The organism is Desulfopila sp. IMCC35006, assembly GCF_005116645.1.
Taxonomy (GTDB): Bacteria; Desulfobacterota; Desulfobulbia; order Desulfobulbales; family Desulfocapsaceae; genus Desulforhopalus_A.
This window is the reverse complement of the sequence record NZ_SWCM01000004.1, coordinates 128,530-147,673: the sequence shown is the minus strand read 5'-3', so window position 1 is coordinate 147,673 and position 19,144 is coordinate 128,530. Positions and strand designations below refer to the sequence as shown.

Here is a 19,144-nt window from a genome sequence, read left to right as displayed (position 1 = left end):
GACCTGTACATTGTTATCAAACATTACTACGCAAGGATACCTATGAATCTCGATTTGACGGAAGAGCAGAAACTCATTCAGGATACCGCCAGGGATTTTGCCACAACGGAGTTGGAGCCGGTCGCCGCTGACCTTGACCGGGGAAATGACGGCAGCTTTTACGATAATCTGAAAAAACTCGCCGAACTTGGTTTTATGGGTCTCAACATCAAGGACGAATATGGCGGCACGGAAGCGGGGGTTGTCGCTTTTAGTGTCGCTATGACCGAGATTGCCCGAGTTTGCGCGGCAACAGCGGTGACGGTGTCGGTCAACAACATGGTCAACGAGGTCATCCAGGCACTGGGCAGCGAGGAACAGAAACACCGGTATATACAAAAAATATGCAGCGGCGAGTATCTGGCGGGGGCCTTTGCCCTGACCGAGCCGGGCGCAGGATCCGACCCGGCGGCTATGACCACCACGGCGGTAAAAGATGGGAACGAGTGGGTGTTGAACGGCTCGAAAATATTTATTACCAGCGGGTCTTTTGCCGGAGTCTTTGTGGTTTGGGCGGTAACCGACCCGGCCGCCAGAAAGGGTAAGGGGATCAGTCTCTTTCTCGTCGAAGCGGGCACCAAAGGGCTTATAATCGGCAAAAAGGAAGATAAGATGGGCCAGCATGGCTCCCCCACCAATGAGCTGCTGTTCCAGGATTGCCGCATCCCTGCCGACGCGCTGATGGGAAAACTGAACGACGGTTTCCGGGCTGCGGTAACGGAACTTGCCGGAGGGCGGATCGGCATCGGTTCACTCGCGCTCGGCATCGGTCTTGCGGCCATGGATAAGGCCACCGGGTATTCCCTGGAAAGATCGCAGTTTGGCCAGAAAATCAGTGCGTTCCAGGCAACGCAGTGGAAAATTGCCGATATGTACACGGCCCTTGAGGCGTCGCGTCTGTTGCTTATGAGCGCGGCCTACAAAAAAGAACAGGGCCGCTCCTTTGCCAAAGAGGCGTCGATGGCCAAGCTGTTTGCGTCGGAAGCTGCCAATAAGGCCTGTTACGAGGCGATGCAGATCTTTGGCGGCTACGGCTACACCAAAGATTTTCCCATCGAACGGTTTACCCGGGACGCTCGAATTACCACAATCTACGAAGGGACCAGTGAGATTCAGCGATTGATTATCGCCAGAGAAATCCTGCATGAGTTCAGTTGAAGGGGCGAAACAGTCGACAGAATGCATAGGTTGTCGTGAGCGGGAAGAAAAGCGGCGTCTCTTTTTCAATGAGGGGGGAAAAAATTGGAAGATTTGTTCAGTAAACGAAGAAGTATCAGGCGCTTTCAGGAGAGGCCTGTGGCATCCGAGGTCTTGACCGATCTTCTTGAAGCGGCCCGGATGGCGCCGTCATGGGGAAATCTGCAGTGTTGGGAGCTCGTTGTGGTGCGGGCTGCAGAAGATAAAAAAACGCTTGCCGGCCTTCTCTCTAAAAAGAATCCGGCCACAAAATGCATGGAGATGGCCCCGGTCGTCATCGGGGTATGCGGCAATCCGTTAAAATCGGGATATTATAACGGCCAGCAGGTAACCCGTTACCAGCATTGGTTTTTATATGATTTAGGCCTCATCAGCCAGAATATCTGTCTGAAAGCATTTGAACTGGGGCTGGGCTCGGTCATAGTCGGCTCCTTTGACCATAATGCGGCTGAAGAGCTGCTCCGGATTCCTGCCGGTCTTGAGCTTGTTTCTTTAATACCGATAGGCTATCCGGACCATGCTCCTTCCGCGCCATCGCGCAGAGCACTCGGCGATTTCGTGCACTATGATCGTTTTACCGAGTCAGGGACCTAGCGTTGCCCCCCTGTCGGGGCTCCCATGAAATCGCGGGAGCCCCGTTTTTTTCCATCCATCGAAGATTTTTCTCGTTGTCCATCGTTCTGTCCATCTACTTTTTGACTTTTTCAGCTCCCGCCATTAAGATAGCACTTTGTCATATTCATTTTCCTTTAACTTTTTCGTGGTCGGGTCTCTATGATGCAGGTTGGACTTGAGGTATTAGTGCATGATGAATCGAAGTCTTTTGCGGGACAGCGAATCGGATATTTGTCCAACCAGGCCTCAACAGACCGGCACTTCATCCATGGCCGGGTCCTGCTGCAGCAGAAATATGGCGATAGGTTAACCTGTCTTTTTTCGCCTCAACACGGATTCTTCTCCGAGAAACAGGACAACATGGTTGAATCCGATCATGATGTCGATGCGGTAACGGGTCTGCCAATTTACAGTCTGTATGGCGAGCATCGCCGGCCAACCCCTGAGATGTTTGGTGCGCTCGATGTTCTGCTTATCGATCTCATCGATGTCGGCACCAGAGTATACACCTTTTTGTATACCATGGCCTATTGTCTGGAGGTTGCCGCGCAACTTGGTAAAAAGGTGGTGGTCCTCGACCGCCCGAACCCGATCGGCGGCGAAAAAATAGAGGGCAACCTGCTGCAATCCGATTGTCGCTCTTTCGTTGGCTTGTATCCCCTGCCGATGCGGCATGGTCTGAGTTTTGGCGAACTGGCACTGTTCATCAACCGGGAATTCGGTATAGGTGCCGAACTGGAGGTTGTTAAATTAAAAGGATGGCAGCGATCCATGCTGTTCAGAGATACCGGCTTTCCCTGGCTCTGCCCTTCACCCAATATGCCGACCCCCGAGACGGCACTTGTGTATCCCGGCCAGGTTATCTGGGAAGGGACCAATGTCTCCGAAGGCAGGGGCACGACCCTGCCTTTTGAATTCGTCGGTGCCCCGTATTGGCAGCATCCGGCCATGCTGCAACTGCTGGAAAAGACCGAATTACCCGGCTGTTATCTTCGGCCAATAGTCTTTGAACCGACGTCCGGCAAGTGGGCGGCAGAGTCGTGCTGCGGTTTTCAGGTCCATGTGACCAACCCTGCGCGCTTTTTACCCTATCGGACCAGTCTTGCCCTGTTGCAGGCAGCCCTGCTTCTTTATCCGGAGAACTTTCAGTATAAGCAGCCGCCTTATGAGTATGAATTCGAACGGCTGCCGATGGATCTCATTCTGGGCGACCAACGGGTTCGTCTTCAGTTGGAGGAGGGGCGACCGATTGGCGAGATTGAAGAGCACTGGCAGGAGGAACTACTCTGTTTTGATACCCAGAGGAAAAAATATTTTCTTTACTAACTCTAAATAATTATGACTGAAAAAATACTTTCTGTTGCCGATCTTGCGGAAATGGTCGAAGGGCAGGTACTGGGTGATGCAACAGTCCTTATTGGCGGATTTGCCCCTTTGGACACCGCTGGTCCCAAAGAAATATCTTTTCTGGCCAAGGCAAAAATGGCCAGCCTGCTTGCAACCACGAGCGCCGGCGCAGTGCTCGTTCCTCCCGGGGTTGAGGCAGTTGGCAGCCTTCCGGTGATCAGGGTAAAAGATCCGTATCTGGCAGTCGCGATAATCCACAGTTTTTTCGTCGCTGTTCCTTTTGTTGCCAAAGGGATCCATCCTCGGGCCTTTGTCGGCGAGAATTGTCTGTTGGGTAAAGAGATTTCTATCGCGCCCCTGGCGGTGCTTGGCGACAGGGTCAAAACAGGAGAGCGGGTGAGCATCGAGGCCGGAGCAGTCATCGGCGATGATGTTGAGCTAGGGGACGATACCACGATCAAGGCCAACGTGACCATATATGATGGCTGCAAAATTGGCAAAAGAGTGACCATCCATTCCGGTACGGTTATCGGCAGCGATGGTTTCGGGTACTCCGCCAATGAGCGTGGCGAGCATATTAAACGACCGCAGATCGGTACCGTCCGGATTGACGATGATGTGGAGATCGGCGCTAATACGTGCGTTGATCGAGCGGCATACGGCGTTACCTGGATCAAGTCCGGCGTCAAAATAGACAATCTCGTGCAGGTGGCCCACAATGTCATTCTCGGTGAGAACAGCCTGCTGGTAGCGCAGGTAGGGCTTTCCGGTTCAACGACCTTGGGGAGAAACGTGGTGATGGGCGGGCAGGCTGCGTCTTCCGGGCACCTCACCCTTGGGGATCAGGTGATGGTCGCAGCCCGTGGCGCGGTGCACGGTGATCAGCCTAAAGGCGCCGTAGTTGGCGGGACACCGGCAATCCCTGTTCGGCAATGGGCCAAGGCTTGTGCCGTTTTTGCCAAACTCCCGGAGTTGCAGAGTACAGTGAGAAAAAATAGCAAGGCGATTGCAGAACTCTGCAACATGCCCGACCGCAAAAAAGAGAATATCTGAACAAGGAGACGGCGTAATGAGTCAGGTGGTTATCCCGGAAAATATTGATATAATAGAGATTTTGAAGGTGCTGCCGCACAGATACCCGTTTGTGATGGTCGACCGTATACTCTCCATGGAGATTGGCAAGCAGATTGTCGGTTTGAAAAATGTAACCATAAACGAGCAGTTTTTTCAGGGCCATTTTCCAGGGCGACCGGTTATGCCCGGGGTGTTGATTCTGGAGGGGCTGGCTCAGGTTGGTGGGATAATGGCATATTATGCCAATCCCGAGGCCATCGGCAAGAAGCTGCTTTTTTTCGCAGGCATTGATAAAGCCAGATTTAGAAAACCCGTCGTGCCGGGCGACCAGTTAATTTTTACCCTTGAACTTTTAAGGCAGAAACGTTCGATTATGGTAATGTCGGCCAAAGCTACGGTGGATGACCAGGTAGTTGCCGAGGCTGAACTCATGGCTTCATTTTCGTAAAAGGCAGTAAAAATGTGCGGCGAGGATCAGCAGAATAGTCTGTAAGGTGCTAACCCCGGTGCACAAAATCGGGAAGAAAGCCGGGATTCTTTATAATACTCGCTTGACGGGTGCTCTTTTGAGTACCCCCTTGAGGGGGAAGCCCCTTGAAACAGATTAATAGCTCGAAAAAAAACAAGATGATAATCTGTAAGGTGCTAAAAGTAAATTTTCTTGCTATTGTTCGAGAGAGCAGGTATTTAAAGCACCCTTAATACGCCCCGGCCTGCGAAATGAAGGTATTACGAAGTATCTAGAAATTATTCTACCAATGAGCCTGTAAAAGATAATGTCCATACATCCCACTGCCGTTGTAGACCCCAAAGCAGAACTCGACTCGTCTGTCTATGTCGGCCCATATGCTGTAATTGAAGCAGGAGTCCGGATAGGTGCCGACACCCGGGTTTTACCGCATGCAGTTGTTTCCGGGCCGACGACCATCGGCGAGAGAAACCTGATCGGATCCTTTGCGGTAGTTGGTGGTGCTCCCCAGGATCTTGGCTATAAAGGAGAACCGACCGAGCTGATTATCGGTTCCGACAACCAGATCCGCGAGTATGCATCAATTCATCGAGGAACTCCTAATGGTCATATGAAAACGGTCATCGGCAACCATAATCTGCTTATGGCCTACACCCACATTGCCCACGACTGCAAAATCGGCGACCATGTCATAATGGCCAATGTTGCAACCCTTGCCGGTCATGTCGAGGTCGGTGACCGGGCCTCAATCGGCGGTCTGGTCGCCGTACACCAGTTCTGCCGGATCGGCACCTTCAGTTACATCGGCGGAGTATCCGGGATTTCACTGGATGTTCCGCCCTATGTGATCATTGCCGGAACCAGGAATCGGACCAGAATTTCCGGCATCAATAAGGTGGGCTTAAAACGCAACGGTTTTTCCCGTGACACGATTAAAACGCTTGAAAAAGCGTACAGGATCATTTTCAGATCGCCGAACCTTTTAATGAAAGATGCCATTGAACTGGCCCAGAAAGAATTTCCCGATTGCCAGGAGGTGCAAACCCTCGTGAAGTTTTTCCAGGATTCGAAACGCGGCGTCGTCAAGCAGACGATTGAGGATTAGAATCGGTTGTCGAAAAGTATCAACCCAAATAATATCGGTATCATAGCCGGTGGCGGCCAATTTCCCTTACTGTTCATCGAGGCGGCCCATAAGGCCGGCAGGCGGGTCGTGGTGGTGGCCCACAAAGGGGAAACCGACGAGAAAGTTGCCCTGGCAGCCGATGCTGTCTGCTGGGTAAAGCTTGGTCAGCTCGGTAAGCTGATATCATTTTTCATAGCCGAAGGGGTTGGCGAAACAGTCTTTTTGGGTACCATTACGAAGACTCGAATATTTCGAGATATTCTTCCGGATTTGAAAGGTATTTCGCTGTGGAACAAGATTGATCGAAAACAGGATGACGCAATTCTGCGGGCGATTGCCAATGCTCTCGAAGCGGAGGGAATAGTGGTCCTTGAGTCGACGTTGTACCTTCGGCATCTGCTCTTTCCCGCCGGGGTGATTACCAGGAAAAGGCCGACCCAAAAACAGCGACGGGATATTGAATTCGGCTGGCACAACGCGAGAGCAATCGGAAAACTGGATATCGGCCAATGCGTGGTGGTCAGGAATTGTACCGTGCTTGCCGTTGAAGCGATTGATGGAACCGATGCAACGATACTGCGGGGTGGCGCTCTGGCCAAGGAGCAGGCCGTGGTTGTCAAGGTGCGTAAACCGGGGCAGGATTTTCGTTTTGATCTGCCGGCGACAGGACTTACGACCATCCGGAGTCTGCAGAGGGTCAGGGGAGCAGTTCTTGCCGTGGAAGCAGGGCAATCCCTGCTTTTTGATAAAGAGTTAATGATTGAAGAGGCGAACAAAGCGGGTATAGTTGTCGTGGGTGTCGCAGAACGTGAAGATGGTTCCCTGGTGATGGAATAGATGGAATATAAAGAACAATTGAGGTAAATTCCAGGTTGTACACTCTTAACCGCTGTGATGTCGTTTTAATCTCAAAATAACGGAAGAGGTACTATGCAAGCAATGATTTTGGCCGCCGGTTTCGGAACCAGGCTCCTGCCGCACACTTTAGTCCGTCCCAAACCTCTTTTCCCCATCCTCAATCAACCGCTTCTTTTTCTTACCATAAAAAGGCTGCGAACGTTTGGCTTTGATCATATCATCGTCAACTGCCACCATCTCAGGCAGCAGATAGTCGATGCTCTGCGGGGAATGAAAGGGGTCGTTATCCAGGAGGAAGAGATTATACTCGGCACCGGGGGCGGATTGCGCAAGGCTCTCAGGCATGTGCGGGACGAGCCACTGCTGGTCAGCAATGGAGATATTTACCATACGGTCAATCTGCGTCGATTCTACCAGCATCATGTGACTCATGAAAATCTGGTTACTCTGGCGATGCGCAACGACCACCGTTATAATACGGTGCTGGTGAAAAACGGCAGGATAATAAATTTTGATAACCAGGACAGCATAAACAAATTGGCCTTTGCGGGTCTGCATGTCATAGAACCATCCGTCTTGGAGGACATTACCCGCAACAGATATTCGTGCATAATCGATCGATATCGTAAAATGCTGCAAGATAACCAGGCGATCGATTGCTATCGGGTGGATGACTGTTACTGGACGGATATGGGCAGCATCAGTGATTATCTGGCCTTGCATCAGGGGCTGCTTACTGAGACTGTTCCCTGCTGGCAGGAAATCGGTCCGGTTAGAAAACCCTACTGCATCGCGAAAAGGGCCAAACTGCCGGCACATTTCGAACTGAAAGACTGGGTCTGTATCGGTGAAGCCCATATCGAAAACGGTACACGTCTTGAACGGGTCGTGATATGGGATAACGTCTCCATCCCATGCGGCCGAAGGCTGGGGGACATGATTGTGTCTTCTCACGATATTAAAAATTGAGACCCTGAAAATTGAGATCCTGTTGACTACCGAAAAACTGCCGGATAAGGCTCTGCTGGAATGCGCTAAAAAAATGCTGGTTGCCTGCGGAAAGCTGTCGCAGGCCGAAGCCGAGGACCTGGGGACCGCCGGTCGATGCCGCAAAATTGACAGCGATGGGTCGACCAGGAGATTCTGGCGGCTCACGGGGGGTGATGGTCCTTTCTGCCTTCTCGCTGCACCCGCCGGGACAAGCCCTGTCGAGCTGGCTGAGTCCCGTTCTGCCTGGTTCATCGGCAGACACCTCTTTAAAAAAGGTGCACCGGTTCCCGAACTGTATGGCTGGGACGAAAGCTCCGGCGTCCTGCTCTTTGAGGACCTGGGCGATACCCGCCTGCAGGATATCGTGGTGCAGAAACGTGAGCCACAGGCGCCGCCTGGCGCAGCCGCGCTGGCCTGTTACCGGTCTGTCCTGGAGCATCTTGCCGCCATGCAATACCAGGGAGCAGTCGACTTTGACCAGTCCTGGTGTTGGGACAGCGCGCGATACGATACGCAGCTGATGGTCGAAAAGGAGTCGGGTTATTTTTTACGGGCCTTCTGGCAGGATCTTCTCGGCAAGGAGTATGATGAGGGCGTTGTCGAAGAATTGCAGGAGATTGCCCGACAGGCCGGCGAGGCGCCTGCCGACTTTTTTCTGCACCGGGATTTTCAGTCGCGAAATATTATGGTGCAGGAAGGTACTGTCCGGTTTATCGACTTTCAGGGGGGGCGTCTCGGTCCGCTGGGCTATGACCTGGCCTCGCTGCTTATCGATCCCTACTGTTCTCTGCCCCTTTCGGTTCAGGACGAGCTGGTGGCCTTCTATCTCAAAGCCATCGATCGCTACCTTACAATCGATGCGGTCGACTTCAAAAAACAGTATACTCTGCTCGCCCTGCAGCGAAACTTGCAGATAGTCGGCGCATTTTCATTTTTATATAAGGTGAGACAAAAACCGTTTTTCATGGATTTTATAAGGCCTTCATTGGTATCTCTCAGCCACCGGCTGGGGGAACCTCTCTTTCAGGATTATCCGCTTATCCGCACCATGGTCAACAGGGGAATAAAAGAATTGGTACCTGCTTGAAACAGGTGACAATGCGTGGCAAAGCTGTTTTGCCAGCCCACATATAACAATCAGCTTTGTCTTGTTTCGAGCGGATAGAGCCTTCGCAGGATACTTTATACCTATGGCATCAACCAGCAATCTCCCCATCGTCGCCCTGGTCGGGCGCCCAAATGTAGGAAAATCAACGCTTTTTAACAGGATTACCAAGTCGCGTAAAGCCCTGGTAGACCCCACTCCCGGGGTGACCAGAGATCGTCATTACGAACGGGTGGTCTGGGAAAACAAAGCCTTTATCCTGGTCGATACCGGGGGTATAGACGACAACCCGGAAGACGCCATGGTGCAGCACATCCGCGCGCAGGCCATGCTGGCAATTGACGAGGCCGATATCGTGCTCTTTCTGATGGACGGCAAGCAGGGATTGACGCCTGCCGACTGGGAAGTGGTAGATATCCTTCGGCGGACCAAAAAGCCTGTTTTTCATCTGGTCAATAAAATTGACGGCCCGGAGGTTGAGACAGAGCTGCTCGCTCAGTTTTATGAGCTGGGAATCGATCAGCTGTGGTCAGTTTCCGCCGAACACAGCTACGGTTTCAGAACACTGATGGAAGGGCTGTGTGATACAATTCAGAGTGACGATACCGATATTGAGCTTCCGGAGGGGACGGTGAAGGTCGCCTTTTTCGGCCGGCCCAATGTTGGTAAATCTTCCATCATAAACACAATCCTCGGGGAAGAGAGGATGGTCGTCTCGGATATATCAGGTACCACGAGAGACAGCGTCGATACCCTGGTAACGCATGGCAATTACAGCTATCTGTTTATTGACACTGCCGGTATCCGCCGCAAGGGCAAGACCAAAGAAAAACTGGAAAAATTCAGTATCCTGAAATCCCTGGCCGCGATGGCCAGATGTGATATTGCGGTGGTTCTGCTTGATGCCGATGAGGGCATTACCGAGCAGGACACCAAGGTCATCGGCTATGTTCTGGAGGAGGGACGGGGGCTCATTGTCATTGTTAATAAATGGGACCTTATACAAAACGACAAAAAACGCCAGGAAGCGGTTATGCAGGAGGTCGGCCGGGCGCTGCCCTTTGTCGGCTACGCGCCGATTCTGAACGTCTCAGCCTTGACCGGTCATGGGATAAAACGTCTCTTTCCGGTGATCGGTTCCGTCTACCGGCAGTATACGGCGACGTTTCCCACCTCGGCCCTCAACAGACTGTTGCGTGAGGCGGTTGAGCAGCATTCTCCGCCAATCTATAAAAACAAACGGCTTAAATTCTACTACACCTCCCAGGTTGGTACCTGTCCGCCTAAATTTGTCGTTATGACCAACAGTTATAAGGGGGTGCACTTTTCCTACGAGCGTTATCTGATCAACCGATTCCGCGAAGGTCTGGGCCTTGACAAGGTGAACATTAAGCTCTTTTTCAAGGATAAATCCGAACAGAGAGGGGAGAAAAAGTAGCGGTCTTACTTTGATGCTGTCAGCATTTGCTGGATGATCTCCGTGATCAGAACGTTGACGCTGCGCAGGACCTGCGCAGCTCCGGCTGGTGTTAACTCATCCCAATGCAGGCCCGCTGCCACAACGACCTTTGTATTGAGTTCCCTGGACATCCGCTCGGATACCTCTTTGACTACCTGGTCTTCCTTGTGGCCGACATAGCAAAATACCGAAGCTGTTGCCGAGCGGCGGGCAGGGTCCTGCAAGCTGTCCCGGGGTTGTGCCATCGCCACGGCCCCGATATGCGGGGTGCCACCCCAGATGGACAGCAGGTAGTCATCCCCCATCCGCATGCAGCATGCCTCGACTGTAAACCCGTCCTGGTCTATCCGGAAAAATCTCGGGGCTTGGATCATGGAATTGTCTCCACCTGCCGGTTTTTTTTCATGTGCTATAATACAAGGTCCTTCTCAAGCAATTCCCTGCCAGCGATGGTAATGCGGAGTGTCCACTCCCAGACGATGCAGAAAGCGACCCACCGTCCCGTCGACCATCTCCTCGATGGTGCGCGGTCTGCCGTACAGTGCCGGGACCGGTGGGAAGATGATGCCGCCGGCCCTGGCCACAAGGTCGAGCAGACGGAGATGGCCGCGATGGAGGGGGGTCTCCCGAACGACAAGGATCAGAGGCTTGCCTTCCTTGAGGGTGACATCGGCAGCCCGTACAATCAGATTGTCGCCGAGCGAATTGGCTACGGCTCCAAGCGTTCGCATAGAGCACGGGGCAATGACCATTCCGTCCATGCCGAAGGAGCCTGAGGCAATTGACGCCCCGATGTCTCTATTGTCGTGGCACCGGTGGGCTGATTTACGTACTGTCTCGATATCGTAATCAGTTTCAAGAGCCATGGTAATGCCCGCCGCCTCGCTCACCACGAGGTGGGTCTCAACGCCCGCGCTGTTAAGCATTTCCACGGCGCGAATACCGTAGATAGCGCCACTGGCGCCGGTAATACCAATGGTTATCTTTTTCATTTTTTTCGTAGCCTTCTTTGTTTCAACAAGAGCCATGCGACCCAGAGAAGCTGCCCGGCGTGAAGTTTGCACCCAAAGACAATAATCTTCGGGTCCCTGTTGCCCCGTGTGTTCTTATAGTGAACGGGCCTTGGCGACGGCTTTTTTGAACCCATCCGCCGATCTGGTTATCACTTCATCGGGCACACAGAATGCAATCCGCATATGGCCCGGCGAACCAAAGCCGACGCCCGGAACAGCCAGGATTTTCTGCTCCTGCAGCAGGGCGACGAATTTGACATCGTCGGCCAGAGGTGTCCTGGGGAAGACATAAAAAGCGCCTTTCGGCTCGGTGAAGGTAAAACCGGCTTCACGCAAAACGGTGCAGATGATCTCTTTTCTCCGGCTGTAAATTGTGGTGTCCACCGTCACGTCCTGGAGCTCGGCCACCACCCGCTGCATGAGCGCCGGGGCGTTGACGAAACCTAGAATCCTGTTGGCCAGGGTGAGGCCGTCGAGAAGCTGGGGTTTTTCTTCGATGTGCGGATGGACTGCCATATAGCCGATGCGCTCGCCGGGCAGGGAGAGATCCTTGGAGTAGGAGGAGACCACGATACTGTTGGTATACGCGGTGAAAATACTCGGCACCTCATGGTCATCAAAAACAATTTTGCGGTATGGTTCGTCGGAGATCAGGTAGATAGTGGTCCCCAGTTTGGCGGAAACGGCTTCAAGAAGCTCCCCCAGCGCCGCCAGCGATTGTTCCGAATAAATCTGGCCGCAGGGATTATTGGGCGAATTGATGATAATTGCTTTGGTTTTATCGGAAAGAGCCGCTTCGATAGCCGACAGATCGAGGTTGAATTCGGCATCGGTTTTGACCGTCTTGCTGACGCCGCCATGGTTGTCGATATAAAAACCGTATTCAACGAAATAGGGCGCGAGAATAATGACCTCGTCACCGGGATTCAGCAGTGTTTTCATGACCACATTCAAGCCGCCGGCCGCACCGCAGGTCATCAGCGTATCGCCCTGACCGATGGTCATCTTCTGCTCGACAGACATCCTTGCGGCAAGGGCTTCACGGACCCAGGGATAGCCGCCATTGGGCATGTAGGAATGAACTCCTGGGCTGGTGTCCTGGACGATTTCCTGGATTACCCGATTATATTCAGGCGGCGGGGGTGCATCGGGATTGCCGAGACTGAAATCGCAGACATTTTCGGTACCGTGGGCAGCCTTCATTTTTGCCCCTTCCTCGAACATTTTCCGTATCCATGAAGACTTTTCGGCGAACATTCGCATTTTATCTGAAATAGCCATTCTATCTCCTTAAAATTCCATTATGACATATTGGGGTGTAACAAACAGGTCTTCTCGCTGCCAGACGTTTACCGATGAAAACCTATCGCTTTTTTAAAAAGTCATACGCCGCATTGATTTCCTTCATTTTTTCCTCGGCGACCGCCCGGAACTCATCGCCGAGATGCGCAACCTTGTCCGGGTGGTATTGCATGCTGAGGGTACGATAGGCCTTCTTGATTTCTTCAGGGCTTGCCCCTTCTTTCAGACCAAGGGTCGCATAGTGCTGTCCGGCCGTATCCTGCGCTGTTGCCGCACCGTATTGCTGTTTATAGCGGTATTTGCCCTCGACCGTACGCTGGTCGTAATCGGAAATGTCGAGATACGCGGCAATATATCGGGCAAATTTCAGCTCCTCCTCGGAGACCGTCGACTTGGTGTAGAGTATTTGATAAACAAGCTCCAGCAGGATAATTCTGGGCTCGTAGGCAAAGGTCGATTTAAATTCCTGGAGCAGCGCATCAAGGGACTGGGTCGAGTTGATCGCCTCTTTGATCAGTTCCTTGACCCAGTTCATCTGTGTCTGGCTGTAGCGCAGGTTATATTGAAAGAACCGGTGAATGGTCTGGATCTCGTTTTTGGTGATCTGCCCGTCGATCTTGGCGGTATGAATCAGGATCTGGACCAGGAGCCAGACAAACCGGTTATGGCTCTCTGACTGAGACTGCTCATAGGTGGCAACCTTTTTTTGTATCCAGTAGGAAAAACCGAAAAACAGGGCGATAAAGAGCAGGATACCGGCAAGACCCGTGTAGATTATGGTACCCAGAAACTGGATCAGGGCGGGAGCCCCGCCGGATATAAAAACAATCAGGAGGGCTATAAGCAGACATCCGCCGCAACCGGGTTGTTGCTGTCGTTGATATTGCATGAGAGAAAGTGGGGTAATGTATTATTCTGACTGGTTGGTTCCGCTGTGAAAGAGCGCATCGACGAACTCACCTGCATCAAAATCCCGGAGATCCGCGGTCTTTTCGCCGATACCGATAAAGCGGATAGGGATCTTCAGTTCCTTGCAGATGTTGGCGACAATACCTCCCTTGGAGGTGCCGTCAAGTTTCGTGAGGGTTATGCCGGTGACACCGACCGCATCATCGAAGAGTCGGGCCTGGGATATGCCGTTCTGGCCGGTGGTGGCGTCAATGACCAGCATGACTTCATGGGGTGCACCTTTCAGTTTCTTGCCCATAACCCGTTTTATCTTTTTCAATTCTTCCATCAGATTGTCTTTGGTGTGCATTCTGCCGGCGGTATCGACCAGAACAACGTCGATATTTTGGGCCTGCGCTATACCCAGTGCATCGAAGACAACCGATGAAGGATCGGCACCTTCCTTGTGGGCAACAACCGGTACATTACTTCGCTCGCCCCATATCTTCAGCTGGGAGACCGCTGCGGCGCGAAAGGTGTCGCCGGCCACAAGCAGTACAGAATTGCCGGCCTGTTGAAATTTTCTGGCAATTTTCCCTATAGTGGTGGTTTTGCCGACCCCGTTTACGCCGATAACCATGATGACAAAGGGACCCTTGTCGGGCATTACCAGGGCAGCATCCTGATCGTTGTCGGCGATCAGTTTTCTGATCTGGACCTTCAGTGTCTCTTTCAGCGATTTAGGATCGTACATCTCTTTTCTTTTGACCTTGCGCCTGGCGGTTTCGAGCAGATCCTGGGTGGTCCCGACGCCCAGATCGGCTGCGATCAAAATCTCCTCGAGGTCATCGAGCATTTCGCCGTCAATCTCTTTTTTGCCGAGAAAGAGGGCGTCCAGCTGGTACGTGAAAGTTTCTCGTGTTTTCCCCAACCGTTCGGTAAGCCGGGCAAAAAGGGTTCTCTTCTTTTTAACCGGCTCTTTGTCGATTTCCGATTCTTTGCGTATCTTTAAAGGTTTTTCTTCCGGGGGAGGTGGTGGCGCGGGTGCTGGCTTTTTTTCCTGATCAGGCTCAGGCTGCACTAGCGTTTCGGGTTTCTGCTCGGGCACTTGCTTCATTATCTTCGCGGCAGGTACGGCTTCAACTTTCTCCTCAACCTCAGCCACTGGCGCGGCTTCTGGAAGTACTGCGGTGCCTGGTACATGCTCCTTAACCACAGGCGGCGATTTTTCTACTGGCGCTTCGGTCTTGTCAACCGGCTCCGGTGCGGCGGGGGGAGTGTCGACTACTGGCGCAACAGGCTCTTGTTTTTTAAATTTTTTCTTAAACCAACCTAGCATTGTTTATTCCTGATGGAGTTTGTCAGTAAATCTCGGCTATTTACCGTTTATTAGTACGTTACAAATTGGTTTCTGGTTGCTTCTGCAAGAATACAATGTGTCCCCAAGGTACGTATCCCCGCACAGCACGGGGACTGAAAAGAGCACCCCTCAAGGGGGTACAAAACAGAGCACACGACAAGCGAGTATTAAAGAGAATCCCGACTTCTTTCACTTTCGCCGGGATGAAGGCACAATATCGCATATTACGTAGAGACTTCAAAGAAAGCAACAAAAAGTCACCCTGGAAAAAGAGCAGCACGGTGCATCGTAAGGTTTTCTGGGGCCGCCGGCGGTTTACGATATCCATGAAAGTGATTGCAATTCCAGGGAACAGCATTACTTTAGAGGATGTTGTTTTTTGGGGACGGATATTGCCGGGCTGCAATCGTCAGTCTGCGGTAATATCGCTTATTCATGTTAAGGAGGGTTGGAAATGGCTGAATCTTGTGGAGGATCCTGTGCTACACAGGAATCACAGCAAGCTGCTGCTGCACAGCAGGAACTCGCAATAAAAAGATCGCTTGGAAAGATAAAAAATAAAATTTTAGTCATGAGTGGCAAGGGAGGCGTCGGCAAATCTACTGTTTCCGTTAACCTGGCCCTGGGACTTGCCAATAGAGGATATCAGGTCGGTTTGATGGATGTCGACATTCATGGACCCGATGTGGTACGGATGCTTAACCTGACAGGTGGTGTTGAGCCGCCTGCGACCAAAGATGCTCTGGTACCGCCGCTTAAGTACAGTGACAACCTGAAAGTTGTCTCCCTGGAATTTATGATGCGCGACAGAAATGAAGCCATAATCTGGCGCGGACCTCTGAAAATTCAGGCAATAAGACAGTTTATATCGGACATGGATTGGGGGGAACTGGATTATCTCATCATCGATGCTCCCCCGGGAACAGGGGACGAGCCGCTTACCGTTGCCCAGACCATTCCCAACGTGAAGGCCGTGGTCGTCACGACTCCACAGCAGGTCGCGCTGGCAGATGTGCGCAAATCAATTAATTTCTGTAAGACTGTAAAGGTGGAAATCGCCGGGGTTGTTGAAAACATGTCCGGGTTTGTTTGTCCGCACTGCAGTGAGACCGTTGATATTTTCAAATCCGGGGGCGGAGAAAGTCTGGCACGCGAATTGGACCTGCCTTTTCTCGGCAAAATTCCGATGGACCCCCAGGTCGTCATGGCCGGAGATGACGGGACGCCTTATCTGTCGTCAGATGCAGACAGTCCGGCTACCCGGGCCTTTATGAAGGTGGTCGAGGCGATTGCGGTGCGTTTGCCGCCGGTCGCTGTTGCTTCACCCATAGTCATGGCTCCGAAAGAGAGCAGTTGCGCCTGTGGCGGCGGTGGATGTGGATCGCAGGCCAAAAACTGATGGTTTGAAATAAAAGGTTGGTGACAAGGGGGAGCGTCACCAACCTTGTTTATGACTACTTATAACTATAAGTCTATGATAATAAAACAGATTATTGTTGGGTCCATGGCTGTCTGCTGCTATATAGTGGCATGTGAGAAGACGAAAAAGGCCGCCGTGGTCGATCCGGGAGGGGATGAACAAAAAATTCTCGCCGAGGTGAAAAAAATGGGCGTGACGGTTGAGTATATCATAGCCACTCACGGCCACCCGGATCATGTCTGCGGTAATAGAAAAATTCAGCAAGCAACCGGTGCGAAGATCATCATGCATCGTGCCGATGAACGGTTTTTTGGTAAACCTGAGGTGAAGCATTATTTCTCCATGCTCGGCCTGGAGGCATCGCCGCCAGCCGACGTCGAAGTTGCTGAAGGGGATGAAATAGTCATCGGCGAAGTGCGATTGCAGGTTCTGCATACCCCTGGCCATACTCCTGGTGGGATGTGCCTGTATAACCCACCTGATCTGATTACAGGGGACACGCTTTTTGTCGGGGGCCTTGGTCGAACGGATTTTCCCGGGGGTTCCCATGAAGAACTTCTAGCGTCCATTCGCACCAAATTACTGGTCTTGCCTCCGGAAACAATAGTCTGGCCCGGTCATGGTTATGGTGGACATCAATCGACCATAGGTGAAGAAAAGCGCTCGAATCCCTTTTTATAAATCGGGATGGCCATGTCCATTGAGAGCCGCTGAGATTGCCGATGGACCTGCACAGCTCCGTCAGATTGACATCTTCCCCCAATACATGACAAATCCCGGTAAACGGGAAATAAGCCGGGATTTTTTATAATACCCCTTTAAGGGGTGCTCTTTTCAGCCCCCGTGCTTTGCGGGGATAAGTGCCTTGGAGGCGAATATTGGCTTCTGATTTCAAATGTATCGCAGGATTTGTTATTTTTATCGCAGCTTTCAGGGAGTAAGGCACTCATGCGCGAAATTGTTCTTGGTACCGCCGGCCATGTTGATCATGGTAAAACGAGCTTCATACGGGCCCTGACGGGTTTTGACACAGATCGACTCAAAGAGGAAAAAAAACGCGGCATCACCATTGAACTCGGCTTTGCGTATCTTGATCTGCCCTGCGGGCACCGCATCGGCATAGTCGATGTACCCGGGCATGAAAAGTTCGTCAAGACCATGGTGTCCGGCGTATCGGGGATCGATATTCTGGCGTTCATCGTTGCTGCCGATGAAGGGATCATGCCCCAGACCATCGAACATTTTGAGATTTGCCGCCTGATGGGAGTCCAGCAGGGGATAGTCATTGTCACCAAAAAGGATATGGTCGACCCGGAATGGCTGGAGATGGTCAACGATGAGGTTGAGGAATTCTGTGCCGGGAGCTTTCTTGAAGGCGCACCGATCATCAATGTTTCCTCGACCACCGGAGAAGGTATTGATCGAGTTCGTGACGCCCTGGACAAAATAGTCAAGGTGTTTGATTTTCATGAAGTCTTCGGGCCCTTTCGGTTGTCCGTCGATCGAATATTCGCCATGAAGGGCTTTGGCTCGGTGATTACCGGAACATCAATTTCCGGTAGAACCGCCATTGGCGAAGAGCTGCGTATTTATCCCACCGAGAGAATTGCCAAAATAAGAGGGATACAGGTCCACTCCGAGGCGGTAGACGAGGTGGAGGCAGGGCACCGGACGGCAATAAATCTGCAGGGAGTGGATGTTGCAGACATAGAGCGGGGTATGGTGCTGGCGCAGCCAGGGACCCTGCAGCCCAATTATATGCTCGATTGCCAATTCCTGTATCTCGCCTCCAATGTCAAACCAATGAAACACAGGGCCAGGGTACGCGTGCATCTGGGTACTGCGGAAATTATCGGCAGGGTATCGCTTCTGGACCGAGATGAACTGCAACCCGGAGAAGAAGCGGCTGTCCAGTTATTGCTCGAAGATAAAGCGTCTGTCTGGCCCGGAGACCGTTATGTTATTCGCAGTTACTCGCCAGTTATGACAATTGGCGGGGGAATGGTTCTCGGTAATGTTTCCCCGCGCAAAAGAAAACGACTCTCCGAGAAAGATCGCCAGTACAATCAAACAATACTGGAAATTCTGCAACACGGCTCGGTTGAAGACAAAGCGTTGTTTTTACTCCGGGAGAGCAGGGAACTTGGGTTAACTGCCGATGAACTTGGTATTCGACTTGGGCTGTTTGGCAAACAACTGAAAAAGGCGTTGAATGATCCTATTTCAACCAAAAAAATTGCCGTGGTCGATTCCGCTACCCAGCGATATGTCGTCGTTGAAATTGCCGAAAAAATCAAGACAATGCTGGTGGATCATCTGCAGGCATACCACCAGAAAAATCCCTTGCAGGCAGGTCTTGCCAAAGAAGAACTGCGCACCGGTCTGGGCCGAAAGGTTGATCTGAAAGTCTTTACTTACTGCATTAACGATCTTATCAAAAAATCGATAATCGTGCAGGAAGAGTCGGTCGTTCGCATGGCCGGGCATCAGGTGGCGCTGAAGGCCGATGAGGAGCAATTGCGCAAGGACCTCAAGCAATGGTATCGGGAAAAAGGCCTTTCCACCCCGACAATAAAAGAGACCATGGAACACTTTGCCGAATATCCGGAGCGATTGCTGAAAGACGTGTTTGATCTTCAGCTGCGCGATGGCACCCTGTTGAAGATCAGTGAATCGCTTTACTATGAGAAGGAAATAATCGAGCCCCTCATAAATTCCGTCGTTGCCTATATGGAAAAAAACGGTGAGATCGATGCTCCGGCATTCAAAGAGCTCACCGGGCTCACCAGGAAATTCTCTATTCCGATTCTGGAGTATCTGGATCGAATCAAAATAACCATGAGGATTGGCGACAAGCGGATTCTCAGGAAGAAGTCCTGACG

General features: G+C 51.9%; 18 protein-coding genes. 13 read left to right on the top strand and 5 right to left on the bottom strand.

From position 1 onward, the window contains the following. Positions 1 to 42: 42 nt before the first annotated feature. The 10 genes from FCL47_RS08985 to der all read left to right on the top strand — a co-directional run bounded on the left by FCL47_RS08985 (position 43) and on the right by der (position 10,258). Positions 43 to 1,197, top strand: coding sequence for an acyl-CoA dehydrogenase family protein (locus FCL47_RS08985; RefSeq protein ID WP_136813165.1), 1,155 nt, complete (start codon positions 43 to 45; stop codon positions 1,195 to 1,197). An 84-nt stretch (positions 1,198 to 1,281) separates the two neighbouring features. Then, positions 1,282 to 1,830: a nitroreductase family protein gene (locus FCL47_RS08980; RefSeq protein ID WP_370459546.1), complete on the top strand. Its 549-nt coding sequence runs from the start codon at positions 1,282 to 1,284 to the stop codon at positions 1,828 to 1,830. A gap of 180 nt (positions 1,831 to 2,010) precedes the next feature. Further along, positions 2,011 to 3,177 (top strand): exo-beta-N-acetylmuramidase NamZ domain-containing protein, encoded by a 1,167-nt coding sequence (locus FCL47_RS08975; protein WP_136813164.1) that lies wholly within the window; start codon positions 2,011 to 2,013, stop codon positions 3,175 to 3,177. Between the two features lie 12 nt (positions 3,178 to 3,189). Then, complete coding sequence (gene lpxD / locus FCL47_RS08970; RefSeq protein ID WP_136813163.1) at positions 3,190 to 4,251, top strand: UDP-3-O-(3-hydroxymyristoyl)glucosamine N-acyltransferase; 1,062 nt, start codon at positions 3,190 to 3,192, stop codon at positions 4,249 to 4,251. 16 nt (positions 4,252 to 4,267) lie between these two features. Further along, positions 4,268 to 4,720 (top strand): 3-hydroxyacyl-ACP dehydratase FabZ, encoded by a 453-nt coding sequence (fabZ, locus tag FCL47_RS08965; RefSeq protein ID WP_136813162.1) that lies wholly within the window; start codon positions 4,268 to 4,270, stop codon positions 4,718 to 4,720. 328 nt (positions 4,721 to 5,048) lie between these two features. Then, positions 5,049 to 5,846: an acyl-ACP--UDP-N-acetylglucosamine O-acyltransferase gene (lpxA, locus tag FCL47_RS08960; protein ID WP_136813161.1), complete on the top strand. Its 798-nt coding sequence runs from the start codon at positions 5,049 to 5,051 to the stop codon at positions 5,844 to 5,846. Between the two features lie 6 nt (positions 5,847 to 5,852). Next, positions 5,853 to 6,704: an LpxI family protein gene (locus tag FCL47_RS08955; protein ID WP_136813160.1), complete on the top strand. Its 852-nt coding sequence runs from the start codon at positions 5,853 to 5,855 to the stop codon at positions 6,702 to 6,704. 93 nt (positions 6,705 to 6,797) lie between these two features. Then, on the top strand, positions 6,798 to 7,694 hold the full coding sequence (locus tag FCL47_RS08950) for a nucleotidyltransferase family protein (RefSeq protein WP_136813159.1): 897 nt from the start codon (positions 6,798 to 6,800) through the stop codon (positions 7,692 to 7,694). A gap of 22 nt (positions 7,695 to 7,716) precedes the next feature. Continuing rightward, entirely contained in the window at positions 7,717 to 8,802 is a 1,086-nt protein-coding gene (locus FCL47_RS08945) for an aminoglycoside phosphotransferase family protein (RefSeq protein ID WP_136813158.1), read from the top strand. A 103-nt stretch (positions 8,803 to 8,905) separates the two neighbouring features. Then, the gene (gene der / locus FCL47_RS08940; protein ID WP_136813157.1) at positions 8,906 to 10,258 is read left to right on the top strand and encodes a ribosome biogenesis GTPase Der; all 1,353 of its coding nucleotides are present in this window, start codon (positions 8,906 to 8,908) and stop codon (positions 10,256 to 10,258) included. A 5-nt stretch (positions 10,259 to 10,263) separates the two neighbouring features. Here der and FCL47_RS08935 read toward each other — a convergent pair whose 3' ends face one another. From FCL47_RS08935 to ftsY, 5 genes are all read right to left on the bottom strand, one after another. Beyond that, entirely contained in the window at positions 10,264 to 10,653 is a 390-nt protein-coding gene (locus FCL47_RS08935; RefSeq protein WP_136813156.1) for a hypothetical protein, read from the bottom strand. A gap of 54 nt (positions 10,654 to 10,707) precedes the next feature. Beyond that, entirely contained in the window at positions 10,708 to 11,271 is a 564-nt protein-coding gene (locus FCL47_RS08930) for a UbiX family flavin prenyltransferase (RefSeq protein ID WP_136813155.1), read from the bottom strand. Between the two features lie 114 nt (positions 11,272 to 11,385). After that, positions 11,386 to 12,573, bottom strand: coding sequence for a pyridoxal phosphate-dependent aminotransferase (locus tag FCL47_RS08925; RefSeq protein ID WP_136813154.1), 1,188 nt, complete (start codon positions 12,571 to 12,573; stop codon positions 11,386 to 11,388). An 82-nt stretch (positions 12,574 to 12,655) separates the two neighbouring features. Then, positions 12,656 to 13,483 (bottom strand): DnaJ domain-containing protein, encoded by an 828-nt coding sequence (locus FCL47_RS08920; protein ID WP_136813153.1) that lies wholly within the window; start codon positions 13,481 to 13,483, stop codon positions 12,656 to 12,658. Positions 13,484 to 13,504: 21 nt separating this feature from the next. Then, the gene (gene ftsY / locus FCL47_RS08915) at positions 13,505 to 14,821 is read right to left on the bottom strand and encodes a signal recognition particle-docking protein FtsY (RefSeq protein ID WP_136813152.1); all 1,317 of its coding nucleotides are present in this window, start codon (positions 14,819 to 14,821) and stop codon (positions 13,505 to 13,507) included. 475 nt (positions 14,822 to 15,296) lie between these two features. Here ftsY and FCL47_RS08910 point away from each other — a divergent pair, with 475 nt between their 5' ends. From FCL47_RS08910 to selB, 3 genes are all read left to right on the top strand, one after another. Further along, entirely contained in the window at positions 15,297 to 16,241 is a 945-nt protein-coding gene (locus tag FCL47_RS08910; protein WP_136813151.1) for an Mrp/NBP35 family ATP-binding protein, read from the top strand. A 75-nt stretch (positions 16,242 to 16,316) separates the two neighbouring features. Then, the gene (locus tag FCL47_RS08905) at positions 16,317 to 16,943 is read left to right on the top strand and encodes an MBL fold metallo-hydrolase (RefSeq protein ID WP_136813150.1); all 627 of its coding nucleotides are present in this window, start codon (positions 16,317 to 16,319) and stop codon (positions 16,941 to 16,943) included. 267 nt (positions 16,944 to 17,210) lie between these two features. After that, positions 17,211 to 19,142 carry a selenocysteine-specific translation elongation factor gene (gene selB / locus FCL47_RS08900; protein ID WP_136813149.1) on the top strand — a complete coding sequence of 644 codons (1,932 nt, stop codon included), beginning with the start codon at positions 17,211 to 17,213 and terminating at the stop codon, positions 19,140 to 19,142. Positions 19,143 to 19,144: the final 2 nt, after the last annotated feature.

Excerpts from the sequence above, each read along its gene's own strand:
- FCL47_RS08985 (WP_136813165.1), top strand. The coding sequence starts at position 43 with ATGAATCTCGATTTGACGGAAGAGCAGAAACTCATTCAGGATACCGCC.
- der (WP_136813157.1), top strand. The coding sequence starts at position 8,906 with ATGGCATCAACCAGCAATCTCCCCATCGTCGCCCTGGTCGGGCGCCCA.
- ftsY (WP_136813152.1), bottom strand. The coding sequence starts at position 14,821 with ATGCTAGGTTGGTTTAAGAAAAAATTTAAAAAACAAGAGCCTGTTGCG.
- FCL47_RS08935 (WP_136813156.1), bottom strand. The coding sequence starts at position 10,653 with ATGATCCAAGCCCCGAGATTTTTCCGGATAGACCAGGACGGGTTTACA.
- FCL47_RS08910 (WP_136813151.1), top strand. The coding sequence starts at position 15,297 with ATGGCTGAATCTTGTGGAGGATCCTGTGCTACACAGGAATCACAGCAA.
- fabZ (WP_136813162.1), top strand. The coding sequence starts at position 4,268 with ATGAGTCAGGTGGTTATCCCGGAAAATATTGATATAATAGAGATTTTG.
- FCL47_RS08925 (WP_136813154.1), bottom strand. The coding sequence starts at position 12,573 with ATGGCTATTTCAGATAAAATGCGAATGTTCGCCGAAAAGTCTTCATGG.
- FCL47_RS08920 (WP_136813153.1), bottom strand. The coding sequence starts at position 13,483 with ATGCAATATCAACGACAGCAACAACCCGGTTGCGGCGGATGTCTGCTT.
- FCL47_RS08905 (WP_136813150.1), top strand. The coding sequence starts at position 16,317 with ATGATAATAAAACAGATTATTGTTGGGTCCATGGCTGTCTGCTGCTAT.
- FCL47_RS08975 (WP_136813164.1), top strand. The coding sequence starts at position 2,011 with ATGATGCAGGTTGGACTTGAGGTATTAGTGCATGATGAATCGAAGTCT.
- lpxA (WP_136813161.1), top strand. The coding sequence starts at position 5,049 with ATGTCCATACATCCCACTGCCGTTGTAGACCCCAAAGCAGAACTCGAC.
- selB (WP_136813149.1), top strand. The coding sequence starts at position 17,211 with ATGCGCGAAATTGTTCTTGGTACCGCCGGCCATGTTGATCATGGTAAA.
- lpxD (WP_136813163.1), top strand. The coding sequence starts at position 3,190 with ATGACTGAAAAAATACTTTCTGTTGCCGATCTTGCGGAAATGGTCGAA.
- FCL47_RS08950 (WP_136813159.1), top strand. The coding sequence starts at position 6,798 with ATGCAAGCAATGATTTTGGCCGCCGGTTTCGGAACCAGGCTCCTGCCG.
- FCL47_RS08930 (WP_136813155.1), bottom strand. The coding sequence starts at position 11,271 with ATGAAAAAGATAACCATTGGTATTACCGGCGCCAGTGGCGCTATCTAC.